Source organism: Allobosea sp. R86505 (genome assembly GCF_042466375.1).
Classification (GTDB): Bacteria; Pseudomonadota; Alphaproteobacteria; order Rhizobiales; family Beijerinckiaceae; genus Allobosea.
On sequence record NZ_JAXHPY010000001.1, the window covers coordinates 986597 to 999909 of the forward strand.

The 13313-nt window shown below is 67.4% G+C and carries 12 protein-coding genes; 4 read left to right on the forward strand and 8 right to left on the reverse strand.

Going from position 1 to position 13313, the window contains the following annotated elements; genetic code table 11:
* Nucleotides 1–135 precede the first annotated feature (135 nt).
* Complete coding sequence (locus tag SJY11_RS04755; RefSeq protein ID WP_376985271.1) at nt 136–1815, forward strand: methyl-accepting chemotaxis protein; 1680 nt, start codon at nt 136–138, stop codon at nt 1813–1815.
* Between the two features lie 230 nt (nt 1816–2045).
* On the opposite strand, the gene SJY11_RS04760 is transcribed toward SJY11_RS04755, so the two are convergent.
* The 4 genes from SJY11_RS04760 to SJY11_RS04775 form a co-directional block, all read right to left on the reverse strand.
* Nucleotides 2046–2837, reverse strand: a complete 792-nt coding sequence (locus SJY11_RS04760; RefSeq protein ID WP_376985272.1) for an ABC transporter permease — start codon at nt 2835–2837, stop codon at nt 2046–2048.
* Nucleotides 2834–3760: an ABC transporter ATP-binding protein gene (locus SJY11_RS04765; protein ID WP_376989253.1), complete on the reverse strand. Its 927-nt coding sequence runs from the start codon at nt 3758–3760 to the stop codon at nt 2834–2836. The genes SJY11_RS04760 and SJY11_RS04765 overlap by 4 nt, the downstream gene beginning before the upstream one ends.
* Before the next feature lie 354 nt (nt 3761–4114).
* Nucleotides 4115–4621 carry a hypothetical protein gene (locus tag SJY11_RS04770; RefSeq protein ID WP_376985273.1) on the reverse strand — a complete coding sequence of 169 codons (507 nt, stop codon included), beginning with the start codon at nt 4619–4621 and terminating at the stop codon, nt 4115–4117.
* Between the two features lie 102 nt (nt 4622–4723).
* Nucleotides 4724–5347, reverse strand: coding sequence for a hypothetical protein (locus SJY11_RS04775; protein ID WP_376985274.1), 624 nt, complete (start codon nt 5345–5347; stop codon nt 4724–4726).
* A 164-nt stretch (nt 5348–5511) separates the two neighbouring features.
* On the opposite strand from SJY11_RS04775, the gene SJY11_RS04780 reads away from it, so the two are divergent.
* A complete protein-coding gene (locus tag SJY11_RS04780) occupies nt 5512–6807 on the forward strand; it encodes a DUF3422 family protein (protein WP_376985275.1) in 1296 nt (431 codons plus the stop codon).
* An 18-nt stretch (nt 6808–6825) separates the two neighbouring features.
* On the opposite strand, the gene cynS is transcribed toward SJY11_RS04780, so the two are convergent.
* The 4 genes from cynS to SJY11_RS04800 all read right to left on the reverse strand — a co-directional run bounded on the left by cynS (nt 6826) and on the right by SJY11_RS04800 (nt 10594).
* Nucleotides 6826–7314: a cyanase gene (cynS, locus tag SJY11_RS04785; protein ID WP_066717228.1), complete on the reverse strand. Its 489-nt coding sequence runs from the start codon at nt 7312–7314 to the stop codon at nt 6826–6828.
* A 44-nt stretch (nt 7315–7358) separates the two neighbouring features.
* A complete protein-coding gene (locus SJY11_RS04790; protein ID WP_376985276.1) occupies nt 7359–8243 on the reverse strand; it encodes an ABC transporter ATP-binding protein in 885 nt (294 codons plus the stop codon).
* 7 nt (nt 8244–8250) lie between these two features.
* Nucleotides 8251–9096, reverse strand: a complete 846-nt coding sequence (ntrB, locus tag SJY11_RS04795; RefSeq protein WP_376985277.1) for a nitrate ABC transporter permease — start codon at nt 9094–9096, stop codon at nt 8251–8253.
* A 124-nt stretch (nt 9097–9220) separates the two neighbouring features.
* A complete protein-coding gene (locus SJY11_RS04800) occupies nt 9221–10594 on the reverse strand; it encodes a CmpA/NrtA family ABC transporter substrate-binding protein (protein ID WP_376985278.1) in 1374 nt (457 codons plus the stop codon).
* Between the two features lie 232 nt (nt 10595–10826).
* Here SJY11_RS04800 and SJY11_RS04805 point away from each other — a divergent pair, with 232 nt between their 5' ends.
* Together SJY11_RS04805 and SJY11_RS04810 are read left to right on the forward strand one after the other, a co-directional pair.
* Entirely contained in the window at nt 10827–12710 is a 1884-nt protein-coding gene (locus tag SJY11_RS04805) for a sigma 54-interacting transcriptional regulator (RefSeq protein ID WP_376989254.1), read from the forward strand.
* Nucleotides 12711–12861: 151 nt separating this feature from the next.
* On the forward strand, nt 12862–13230 hold the full coding sequence (locus tag SJY11_RS04810; protein ID WP_376985279.1) for a DMT family transporter: 369 nt from the start codon (nt 12862–12864) through the stop codon (nt 13228–13230).
* The last annotated feature ends 83 nt before the right edge of the window (nt 13231–13313 follow it).

The following is a 13313-nucleotide window of genomic DNA, read 5'->3' on the forward strand; positions in this document are numbered from 1 at the left end:
TGAAGTCAATCGTCGGCAGGCAGTTCCGCGCCTTCCGGAGGCGGACCGCCGGCGCAATCGTCAGATCGCATTAACCCTTTGCTTCCATCATCTGCGCCAATGGGGGGCCATGATTCCCTTACGGAAGGCACTGCAATGGCCGGCCCGCGCAAAATCTCGACGCAGATCTTCGGCGCCTTCGCGGTGTTTACGCTTGCTGCCCTCGTGGCGGTCGGCATCGGCGGTCATGCGCTGTCGCGATACGCCGCGATGACGAGCGAGATGGAGGCCGTGACGCGCCGCACCGTCCTGGCCGAGCGGATGGATGGGCTCGTCAATGCGATCGTGATGGAATCGCGCGGGATCTATATGAGCGCCGACACGCAGGACGCGGAGCGGTTTGCCCTGCCGCTGCTCGCCGATCTCGCGCAGATGAAGCGGCTCGCCGGCGAGTGGCGGGCTCTCCATGGTCCCCATGAGCAGGCCGCCTTCGAGGCGGTGGCGCAGAAGCTCGACGATTTCATCGCCTTCAGAGCCGAACTGGTCAGACGGGGGCGGGAGTCGGGCCCAGCCGCCGCCAACGACTTCGGCAACAACGAGGACAACCGCAGCAACCGCAAGGCGCTCAACATGGCGCTCAGGAACGTCGCCCTGCTCAACGAAAGCCGGGCCGCTGCGACGGATGCCGAGCGGGACGTGCTGCAGAGCCACAGCCTGTGGCTGCAGGCGGCTGGCGCGCTGCTGATGGGCCTCGGCCTCGTGATCGCGCTGGTGCTGGTGCATGTCCGCGTCGCCCGTCCGCTGGGCGGGCTGGCGAAGGCGATGCAGCGCCTCGCCTCGGGGCAGGAGGTGGGCGAGCTTCCCTTCGTCCAGCAACGCGACGAAATCGGCGACATGGCGCGCTCGGTCGCAGTGTTCCATGAAACCGCGGTCGCGCGGGCGGCGCTGGAAGACGAAGCGAAAAACGCCGATCAGGCCCGCAGCCGCCGCCACGCCCGGCGCGAGGACCTCACCGCCGAGTTCAACATCCGAATCGACAGGATCCTTGAGACGGTCCACGGCAGCGCCGACGAAATGGAGGAGACGGCCCGCAGCCTGAACGCTGTTGCGACCAGTGCCACATCGCAGGCCAACGAGGCGCGGGGGGCGGCGCTCGACGCGTCGGACAATGTGCGTTCAATTGCGGCCGCATCGGAACAGCTCTCGGAATCGATCGCCGAGATCGCCGAGCGCATCGGTCACGCCGACGGCGTCATCAGGGATGCGGCCGGCGACGCGGCGAGGGCCCGCGGCAATGTCGCCAACCTGCTGGGCGCGTCCGAGAGCATCGCGCGGGTCGTCGAGCTGATCCGCGAGATTGCGGCCCAGACCAACCTGCTGGCGCTGAATGCGACGATCGAGGCGGCGCGGGCGGGGGACGCCGGCAAGGGCTTTGCGGTCGTCGCCGGCGAGGTCAAGCTGCTGGCGAGCCGGACCGCCCAGGCCACAGACGAGATCGCCGAGCGGATCGCGGCCTTCGAGAGCGAGACGAAAGACGCTGTGGCGGCGATCGAGACGATCGCCCGGGTGATGGGAGAGGTCGCCGAGCACACCGTGGTCATCGCCGGGGCGACGTCCCAGCAGATGGCCGCGACCTCGGAGATCGCGAGCAGCGCCCAGGCGACCGCGACCGGGACGGCCGGCGTCGCGCGGCAGATGGAGGATGTCACCGCGACCTCCGAGGCGGCGAGGCTGTCGGCGAACCGCGCCCTGACGACGGCGGAGAGCCTGGCGCGCGAGGCGCATGCGCTGCGCAGCGCGGTCCAGAGGTTCTTTGCCGACATGAAGGCCGCCTGAACGGAGCAAGTTTCGGCGGCGGTGGCCGCGGTCCCTTGTCCTGCTGACGCGTTCGAGCGGCCTCGTGACGATGCCGCGGCAGCGAGATCAGCTTCGTCGCCGATGGCCGGCGCTATACCGGCAGCGTCGCGGATGGGCGGATGAGCGGGCGCAGCGAAGGGGCCGGCCAGGCCCAGGACTGGCAGGCGACGCGCAGCAACAGCTGAACGGAATCCGCGCCGGTGGCCGCCTCAGTTCTTGAGGCGGTAGCCGGTGCGGAAGATCCAGCCGGTCGCGACGATGCAGACGAGCAGGAAGGCGAGCGTCATGCCGAGGCTGACTCCGACGCCGACATCGGCCACCCCGAAGAAGCTCCAGCGGAAGCCGCTGATCAGGTAGACGACCGGATTGAACAGCGCGACCGTCCGCCAGAGCGGCGGCAGCATGTCGATCGAGTAGAAGGAGCCGCCGAGGAAGGCGAGCGGCGTCACGACCAGCAGCGGGACGACCTGCAGCCGCTCGAAGCCGTCGGCCCATATGCCGATGATGAAGCCGAACAGGCTGAAGGTCACCGCCGTCAGCACAAGGAAGAGCAGCATCCAGAGCGGGTGCTCGATGCGCAGCGGCACGAAGAACGTCGCCGTCAGCAGGATGATCAGGCCGAGTACGACCGACTTGGTCGCGGCTGCGCCGACATAGCCGAGGACCACCTCCCACCACGCGACCGGCGCGGACAGGAGTTCGTAGATCGTGCCCGTGAATTTCGGGAAGTAGATCGCAAAGGAGGCGTTGGCGATGCTCTGGGTGAGCAGCGTCAGCATGATCAGCCCGGGCACGATGAAGGCGCCATAGGCGATGCCGTCGATCTCCTGCATGCGCGAGCCGATCGCGGCACCGAAGACGACGAAGTAGAGCGAGGTTGAGAGCACCGGCGACACCACGCTCTGCAGCGGCGTGCGCAGAGTGCGCGCCATCTCGAAGCGATAGATCGCGGCGATGGCCCGTCCGTTGAAGGCGGGCGGGGCGTCGGAAACGGATGTCATGAGCGGCCCCTGACCAGGCTGACGAAGATGTCCTCGAGCGAGCTCTGGCTCGTGTTCAGATCCCGGAAGCGGATGCCGGCCTCGCCCACCGCCTGCAACAGGGCGGTGATGCCTGTGCGCTCCGCCTTGGTGTCGTAGGTGAAGACGATCTCGTCGCCTCCTGCGGACAGCGTGAGGTCGTAGCCCGCGAGGCTCTCGGGCAGGGCCGACAGCGGCGTCTGCAGGCTGAGCGTGAGCTGCTTGCGCCCGAGCTTGCGCATCAGCTCGGTCTTGTCCTCGACGAGGATGATCTCGCCCTTGCTGATCACGCCGACCCGGTCGGCCATCTCCTCTGCCTCCTCGATGTAATGCGTGGTCAGGATGATGGTGACGCCGTTCTCGCGCAGCCGCCGCACCAGCTGCCACATGTCCTGGCGCAATTCGACATCGACGCCGGCCGTCGGCTCGTCGAGGAAGAGGATGCGCGGCTCATGGGCGAGCGCCTTGGCGATCATGACGCGCCGTTTCATGCCGCCCGAGAGCCGGCGGATCTGCGTGTCGCGCTTGTCCCAGAGCGAGAGGTCCTTGAGCACCCGCTCGACCAGCGCCGGGTCCTTGCCTTTGCCGAAGAGGCCGCGGCTGAAGGAGACGGTGGCGCGCACGGTCTCGAAGGCGTCCGTGGTCAGCTCCTGCGGTACGAGGCCGATCTTGGCGCGGGCGGCGCGATAATCGGCGACGATGTCATGACCGTCGGCGCGGACGCTGCCCGTGCTCGGATTGACCAGCCCGCAGATGATGCTGATCAGCGTCGTCTTGCCGGCCCCGTTGGGGCCGAGCAGCGCGAAGATCTCGCCCTGACGGATTTCGAGATCGACCGTCTTCAGGGCCTGGAAGCCGGAAGCATAGGTCTTGGACAGGCCGGAGACGGAGATGATCGGTGTCATGGGCGGCATATAGGCGGGCTCCCGCAGGGATGCGATGGCGCGGGGACGCAGGTCTGCAATGCGTCGCCGCGCCCGGTCGCTCGCCAAATCCCTTGCCCGATGGCTCCTGCCGGCCGGTGTCGGGAGCAGCATCCCGCCTACGAAAATGGCCGGGCAAAGCCCGGCCATGTGGTCTTTCGGCGATATCGCCTGCTCAGCGCATGAAGAACCAGAGCAGGATGATGATCGGAATCGGAACGCCGAGAAGCCAGAGAGCAATGGAACGCATGGAAATCAGCCCCCAATGATGGTGATAACGATGCGGATGCAACGCAGGCCGCGCGCAGAAGGTTCCGGGCCCGTTTTCGCCTCCGGTTATTTGAAGGCGATGCTGTCGATCATCGCCTTCATTGCCTTGTCATGCGCAACGTGGCCCTCTTCGGAGGCCCAGTAGGTCATCATGATGATCTTGCCGCTGGCGACCTTGGGGTTGATGGCGAGATAGCGGACGATGGAGGGACCGTCGCTGCTGGTCGCCTTCAACTCGGTGAAAGACCAGGGGCGGCCGTTGACCTCCCGCGTCAGGGTTTCGGTCGCCCCGGTGAACTTGACGCCCTCCCGCGCAAAATAGGCGTCGTGTTCCTTCTGCAGCGCGTCGATCTGGTCGGCAGGCACGAGCTCGAACCAGATGTAGATCTCCTCGTCGGGCGTCTGGATCTGCACTCCGCGCTCGACCTTGGACTGCGTCCAGTCGTCGGGAATCGTGACCACGGCCACTGGCTCCGCCGCGGTGATGGCGACCGCGCCCGCCATGGCCGCACCGATCGCGGCTGGGCCGGCGAGAGCCGCCGCCAGTGCCAGCGCACCCAATAACGTCTTCATCGCGAATCCCCCTGCCTTGCTGCGGTCCTTCCCGCAATGCCGGCGCAGATTGGGCAGAGGGTGGCCGAAATCAACGGCGAAGCGTGCGCCTGGCAAAAATGGTCAGGATGCGGGGTATGCGCTGGGATGCCAGAGCGGGCGATAGCCCTTTGCCAGGGCGGCGAGCGAGGCCGGCGGGGTCAGCACCGTCACCGTTCCCGTCGGCCGGCTCGCCTCGCCGACATAGCCTGCGGGCGACCAGAGCAGGGCCTTGTCGCCCTTCAGCGCCAGGAAGCGGCCGTCCTCGCGGATCATCGCTCCGTCCGGCAGGGCCTCGGCCGGCCGCCGATGCGTGCACTTGCCCCGGCCGTCGCGTCGCTCGCCATCCAGCAGGCGGTCGATTTCGGGAAAGAGCGGGGTTTCGCTGAAGCCCAGCCCCTCGACCAGCGCAGCGCGGTAGGCGAGGGCATCCTTGCGGCGGCATTCCATGCAGGGGCGGTGGCCGGCGGCAAGCGCGGTGACCTCGTCGCAGAAGAACAGCTCGGTGTAACCCTGGCTCCAGACGGTCCGGCGCCGCTCCTTGAAGGTGAGGACGCAGCAGATCCATTGCCGGCTCGCCTGGATGCTGCGCGGGACAGCGCGGGTCTGCGCATCATGAAAGCGCCCGCCGCGATTGCCCATGAGCAGGCCGCGGGCCGGCACGGCGAGCAGGCTGCCATCGGGCGCGACGCGGTTGGGCAGGGGCATGACGGTCTCCTGATCCGGCGCCGCATCCTAGGGACTGACCGGCCCGATCGCGACAGCAGGCTGCGCGGATCAGGCTGCGGCGGCGGGTGGGCTTGGCAAGCTGCCCTGCCATGACGCAAGCTTCCGGTGGGAGAGGGCGCAGACCCGCTCCGGAGGGGTGGGGCATGGCGGCCAGCAGCTTCGACGATCCGGCGTCGCTTGTTCCGCATCCGGAGCGCGGCGCCATCCTGGCGGAGGTGCATGCCCGACCCTTCGCGCCCCTGGAGACGCCGCGGCGGCTTTTACACTTCGCCTTCATGACCGATTCCCGCCAAGCCGCCGCCGACCGCATCGCGCTCGGCCGCTTCTGCGCCGAGCGCGGCGTGCCGGGCCCGCTCGACGAGGCCAAGCATCACCGCGCCCGCTTCGGCGAGACCAGCCTGCGCTGGGAGCAGCACAGCGAGTTCACCACCTATAGCTGGGAGTTGCCGGGCACGGAGGCGACGCCCTTCCTGCCGCCGACGGGAGCGCTGCCGCATGGCATGCGCGGACTGGCGCAGCCGGGTCCGCATCTCGTCGCGGCCGATCTGCATCTGATGCCGGCGGCGGCCGAGCCCGATCTCGGCGCGCTGTTCGATCCCGCGAGCCTCGCCGCCTCGCTGGTCGACAATGGCGGAGCGATCGCGGCGACGGATTTCCGGGCGGGGGCGGACGGATTCGTGCGCATCCTGGTGCTCGACCGCGAACTCACACCGGCGCGGGCGGGCGCGCTGGCGCAGCGGCTGCTCGAGATCGAGACCTATCGCACGCTGGCGCTGCTCGGCATGCCGGAATCGCAGCGGATCGGCCCGTCCGTGCGCCGTGCGGAGGAAACGCTGGTGCGCATCGCCGGCACGATGACGCAGACGGACGGGCTGGCGGCCGACCATGCGCTGCTCGACGAGATGACGGCGCTTGCCTCGAAGCTGGAGGCGGAAGCCGCCTCCTCGAACTACCGCTTCGGGGCGAGCCGCGCCTATGACAACATCGTCCAGCAGCGGCTCGTCGCCATCGGCGAGCAGGGGCATGGCGGCTGGCCGACGATTCAGGCCTTCCTGGCAAGGCGGATGGCGCCGGCGATGCGGACCTGCCAGATGCTGCAGGAGCGCCAGGCCGATCTCGCGACCAAGCTGGCGCGCGCCGCCAACCTGCTGCGCACCCGCGTCGACGTCGCGCTCGAACAGCAGAACCGCGACCTGCTGGCGGCGATGAACGAGCGCACGCGGCTGCAATTGCGCCTGCAGCAGACGGTCGAGGGGCTCTCGGTCGCGGCGATCGCCTATTACATCGTCAGCCTGTTCGGCTATCTCGCCAAGGGCGCGAAGGATTCGGGCTGGCTCAAGATCGAGCCCGGCCTCGCAACCGCGCTGTTCGTGCCGGTCGCGCTGCTCGGCGTCTGGGCGGCGGTGCGGCGCATCCGCCGCGGCCATGGCGAGGGCTGAGCGCCCCCGCCACTGGGCTCAGGCTTCCTTGAAGCCGTAATCGGGGATGCCCTGCTCGTTGCCATAGTACTTGTAGGGCAGGAACTTGCCGGACATGCCGATCTTGACGCGGTCGCCCTTCGGGTTCGGCTCGCGCTCGAACTCGATGTTGAAGTCGATCGCCGACATGATGCCGTCGCCGAACTCCTCCTCGATCAGCGCCTTCCAGGCCGGGCCGTTGACCATCACCATCTCGTAGAAGCGGTAGATCAGCGGGTCGGTCGGCGGCATCGGCGTGCCGGTGCCGCGATAGGGCACCTCGTTGAGCATGCGCTTCTCATTCTCGGTCAGGCCGAAGAGAGCGGCGGCCTTCTCGGCGAGCGGCTTGACCAGTTTCATCTGGCCGAGCAGGGCGCCGACGATCAGCACCTCGGACATGCCACCGATTTCCTCGGTGATGTATTTCCAGCTCCAGCCCTTCTCGCGCTTGATGTCGAGGATCTTCTCGGTGAGCTCTTCGCGCTTCATGGGGTCGGTCTCCTTGGCGTGTCAGTTTCTTGAGGTGGTGGTCGTCAGGCCGCCTTGCGGCCGGCGTCGGGGCCGGGCCCGTCGGCGCTGGGTCGCACGACCGGCGGGTGGCGGCGGTCGTAGCCCTCGGGGATGGCGTCCCTGAAGCTCTTCGAGCGCACCACGAGGAAGTCGATCAGGTGGTTGCGGATGGCGTAGTAGTCGCGGTGGTGGTGGACTTCGGTACGGATGCGCTCGCGCGGCAGCGGGTTCTCGACGATCTCGGCGATCATCGCCTGCGGGCCGTTGGTCATCAGCACGATGCGGTCGGCGAGATAGATCGCCTCGTCGACGTCATGGGTGATCATGAACGCGGTCTGGCCGGTCTCCAGGCAGATCCGGCGGACCTCGTCCTGCAGCGTGCCGCGGGTGAGCGCGTCGAGCGCCGAGAAGGGCTCGTCCATCAGCATCATCTTGGGCTCGATCGAGAGCGCGCGGGCGATGCCGACGCGCTGCTTCATGCCGCCGGAGAGTTCTGAGGGCTTCTTCAGCTCCGAGCCCTTGAGGCCGACCGTCTCGATGAAGGCCAGGGCGTGGGCCGTGACCTTCGCCTTCGGCCAGTCGCGGTGTTTTGCGGCGACCGCATAGGCGACATTGCCGAGCACGCTGCGCCAGGGCAGCAGCGAATGACCCTGGAAGATCACGGCGCGGTCGAGCGAGGGGCCCTCGATCGCCCGGCCGTCGACGATGGCTGCGCCGGCATCGGGCGCGTCGAGCCCGTTGAGGATGTTGAGGACGGTCGTCTTCCCGCAGCCGGAATGGCCGATGACGCAGACGAATTCGCCCTTCTTCATCGAGAACCAGAGGTCCTCGAAGACGGTGGTGGTGCCGCCGCCGGCCCTGGGGTAGCCGCGCGCGATGCCCTCGATCGAGATGAAGCGGTCGCTCATGGTCGCCTCAATCCGGATAGGTGACGGCGCGCTGCAGGCGGGCGAGTGTCTGGTCGAGCATCATGCCCATCACGCCGATGACGAAGATCGCGACGATGACATTGGTGATCGAGAGGTTGTTCCACTCGTTCCAGACGAAGTAGCCGATGCCGGTTCCGCCCACGAGCATCTCGGCGGCGACGATGACGAGCCAGGCGATGCCGATCGAGATGCGCATGCCGGTCAGGATGGTGGGCGCCGCCGCCGGCAGGATGATGGTGAAGGCGCGCCTGATCGGGCCGACCTCGAGCGTGCGGGCGACGTTGAGCCATTCCTTGCGCACGGCGGAGACGCCGAAGGCGGTGTTCAGCAGCATCGGCCAGACCGAGCAGATGAAGATCACGAAGATCGCGGAGATGCTCGAATCCTTGATCGTGTAGAGCGCGAGCGGCATCCAGGCCAAGGGCGAGATCGGCTTCAGCACCTGGATGAACGGGTCGAACGCCCGGGAGATCAGCGGCGACATGCCGATCAGGAAGCCGAGCGGGACGGCGACCAGCACCGCCAGCGCATAGCCGAGCAGGACGCGGCCGAGCGAATAGGCGAGCTGGATGCCCAGCCCCTTGTCGTTGGGGCCCTTGTCGTAGAACGGGTCGCGCAGATGGCCCCAGATCGTCGCGGCGACGTCGAGAGGGCCCGGCATCGCCGACTTGCCCTGTGTGACCTCGAGGCCCATCAGCTTGGCGTATTCGGGGTCGATATTGGCGGCCGGCCCGGCCCCGCCGGTCTGCGTGGCGATATGCCAGGCGGTGAGGAATACGACGAGAATCGCCAGCGAAAGCACCAGCGCACGCAGGTTGAGGGGGAGGGTCATGTCACGGCTCCGCCGTCATTGCGAGGAGGCGCAGCTGACGAAGCAATCCAGCTTCGGGGCGAGGCGCTGGATTGCTTCGCTGTGCTCGCAATGACGGTTGGCGCTTCGTGCGACATCAAGCGCCTCATGTCCGCTTGATCGCAAAGCTCTTGATGTAGTCCTCCGGCTTGGTGGTATCGAAGGTCTTGCCCATCACGACGATGGTCTTCGAGCCGGCGGGCGGCGTCAGTCCGACCTCGGCCATCAGCCGCGCCGTATCGGTCTGGAGGAAGACCTCCTTCGCCACCTTGGCGTAGTCGACATCGCCCTTGATCTGGCCCCAGCGCTTCATCTGGGTGAGGATCCAGACGGCGAAGCCCTCCCAGGGGAAGGGGTCGAAATCGATCCGCTTGGGGTCGCGCTTGATGTTGCCGAGCCCGTCCGCATAGGTTCCGGTCAGCACCTGCTCGACCACGGTCACCGGCTGGTTGAGATAGTTCGCCGGCGCGATCGCCTCCGCGATCTGTTTGCGGTTCTCCGCCTTGGAGGCGAAGGCGGTGGCGTCGATGATCGCCTTCAACAGCGCGGCATAGGTGTTGGGGGTCTGCGTCACGAACTCCCTGGATGCGGCGAAGGCGCAACAGGGGTGCCCGTCCCAGATTTCCTTCGAGAGAATGTGGATGAAGCCGACGCCATCGAAGACCGCGCGCTGGTTCACCGGATCGGGGGCGAGGAAGCCGTCGATGTTGTCGGCGCGGAGGTTGGCGACCATCTCCGGCGGCGGCACGGCGCGGATCTGGACATCGGTGTCGGGGTCGATGCCGTTTTCGGCGAGATAGTAGCGCAGCAGGTAGTTGTGCATCGAATAGTCGAAGGGCACGGCAAATTTGAAGCCCTTCCACGACTTCGGATCGCGCTTGTCCTTGTGCTTCATCGCCAGCGTGATGGCCTGGCCGTTGATGTTCTCGACTGCCGGCATCGTATAGGGGATCGGGTTCGAGCCCGCGCCCATCGAGATCGCCAGCGGCATCGGCGAGAGCATGTGGGCGGCGTCGTATTCCTTGTTGATCGTCTTGTCGCGGACGACGGCCCAGCCGGCGGTCTTGATCACTTCGACGTTCAGGCCATGCTTGGCATAGAAGCCCATCGGCGAGGCCATGATGATCGGCGTCGCGCAGGTGATCGGGATGAAGCCGACCTTGAGGTCCTTCTTTTCCGGCACCGCCTGGGCAAAGGCCTCGGTGGCGGCCGCCAGCGGGAACAGGCTCGAGATCGCCGCCAGGGCGGTCGAGGCGCCGACCTGCTTCAGGAAGAAGCGGCGCTGCGCATCCTGTGGAAACAGCGCCCGCATGACGGCGTTCTCGACGACGCGGGTGTAACGTCCGTCCTCAGTCGCGGAAACCTCGACGGCCTCGGCCCGTATCGCCCGCTCATGCACGGACTGGCTCTCGTGTCGGCCGCAATCGCAGCCGCGGCGGATGCGGCGGTCGGCGTCGAACGGGTTCTTGAACAAGGCCATGCGCGTGTCCTCCGGCTGATCGAGTGGGCGGCTGGTCGCTGCAAGGGGATTAGCAAGCGGCGGGCCAACCCGGCCGACCGGAATGGCGGTCGAAACATCAGGGACTTAGCGGCGGATCGCGCTTGACGAATTCTCGTAAATGACGAGAATTCGTGTTCCCGATAACGACATTTCGTGAGCTGCCGTGATCGCTTCACCCGTATCGCCGCAGACCACCTGGCTGTTCGAGAGCATGGTCGACGCCGCGCTGGCGGTGGATGTGACGACGGGCCGGATCCTGGCGGCCAATGAGGAGGCCCGGCGCCTGTTGACGCCGCCGGAACGCGAACTCGTCGGCGCCTCGGTCCTGTCAGTGTTTGCGGGCCAAGCGGCGGCGCTGACGGTCTTCACCGAGGCGGTGCTGCACAAGGGCCGCTACTGGACACGTTCGCTCTCGCCGCAGAGGGCCGATGGCGCGGCGTTCCATGCCGAGTGCATCGGCGCGCGGCTTTTGACCCAGCCCGACCCGTCGATCCTGCTGACGCTCTACGATCTCGATGCGCGCCACCGGCGCGACCTCGATGCCGATGCCGAGGAGCATGTCCGCGCCGGGCTGACCGAATGGCGGCGCACGGAGCGGCTGTTCCAGGAGATCGAGCGCAGCAACCAGCTGATCCTGCGCGCCGCGGGCGAAGGCATCTTCGGCGTCAATGCGGAGGGCCGCACCACCTTCGTCAATCCGGCCGGCGAGGCAATGCTGGGCTGGGAGACGGGCGAGCTGATCGGGCGTGATATGCATGCCTGCGTGCATCACCACCGGCCCGACGGCACGCATTACCCGCATGAGGAGTGCCCGATCTACGCCGCCTTCCGCGACGGGGCGGTGCACCATGTCGAGAACGAGATGTTCTTCCGCAAGGACGGCACGGGGTTCTGGGTCGAGTACACCTCGACGCCGATCCGCGACCGGGGCCGGCTGGTGGGGGCGGTGATCATCTTTCGCGACATCAGCCAGCGTCACGAGGCCGATGAGCGCCTGCGGGCGGCGCTGGCCGAGGTCGACAGCCTGCGCGAGCGGCTGCAGCAGGAGAACGCCTATCTGCAAGAGGAGATGCGGCTGGAGCGCAACCATCGCGGCGTCGTCGGGCGCTCGGGCGCGATCCAGAAGATTCTCAGCCAGGTCGAGCTGGTGGCGCGCACCGACGCCGCCGTGCTGATCACAGGCGAATCCGGCACCGGAAAGGAGCTGATCGCGAGCGCCATCCACGAGGCGAGCGAGCGCCATGTGCGGCCCCTGATCCGGGTGAACTGCGCCGCGATCCCGCGCGAGCTGTTCGAGAGCGAGTTCTTCGGCCATGTGAAGGGCGCCTTCACCGGCGCGCTGCGCGACCGCATCGGCCGCTTCGAGCTCGCGGATGGCGGCACGCTCTTCCTCGACGAGGTCGGCGAGATCCCGCTCGAGCTGCAGGGCAAGCTGCTGCGCGTGCTGCAGGAGGGGCAGTTCGAGCGCGTCGGCGAGGAACGCACGCGGCACGTCAATGTCCGCATCATCGCAGCGACCAATCGAGATCTGCGCCGCGAGGTGCGGGAGGGCCGCTTCCGCGAGGACCTCTATTTCCGGCTCGACGTCTTCCCGATCCTGTCCGTGCCGCTGCGCGAGCGGGTGGAGGACATTCCGCTGCTGGCGCTGCATTTCCTCGGTGGGGCGCAGCGCAAGCTGAAGACCGAGGGGCTGAAGCTCAGCGAGGGCGATGTCGCGCGGCTGCGTGCCTATGACTGGCCGGGCAATGTCCGCGAGCTGCAGAACGTCATCGAGCGTGCCGCGATCCTGGCGCGCAACGGGCGGCTCTTCATCGCGCTGCCGGAGGGCGGGCGCCAGGTCCAGGCGCCGCCGCTGCCGCTGCCTGCGCCCGGCGCCATTCTGACCGAGGCGGAGCGGCGCGAGCGCGACCGCGCCAGCATTCTCGCCGCGCTGGAGACATGTCGCGGCCGGGTCAGCGGACCGCAGGGCGCCGCCGCCCTTCTCGGCGTGCCCGCGACCACGCTGGCCTCGCGGATGAAGACGCTGGGCATCGCGCCGCGCAGCGGGACGAGGCTGGCGCCCGAGCGCCCCAGTGGGGGAAGCGCGTCTTTCTGAGATCTCGTCAGGATCATCTTAACGTTACGCCGAGGTAAGACCCGCGGCGCAACGCATTTGAAGTATTTTCCACGTCATCCAGAGGCCCGACGACACACCAGCCGCCCGATGACTTGGAACGGCGGATGACCGCGAAAGTGCTCCTGCGCCGATGAACGCCTATCTGCCCCTGATCCTGTTCACGGTGCTGACCAACGCCGCGGCCCAGCTCATGCTGAAGCGCGGCATGACCGGCGTGGGAACGCTCGATGTGGCCGGCGACGGGCTGGTCTCGACGGTCTTCCGCGTGGTCTTCAACCCCTTCGTCTTCGCCGGGCTGTGCACCTTCGTCATCAGCATGGCCTCGCATCTGATCGTGCTCTCGAAGGTGCAGATCTCCTACGCCTACCCCTTCCTGAGCCTCGCCTATGTCGTGGTCGCGGCCTACGCCTTCTTCGTCTTCCACGAGGATCTCGGGCCGGCGCGCCTCGCCGGCATCGGTCTCATCGTGCTCGGCACCATCTTCATCGCACAAAGCTGAGGGACATCATGGATCTGATCGTTCGCCTGTTCATGCGCCTCGGCGCGCTGCTCGAGCCCCAGCCTGTGCTCAAGCCCATCCCG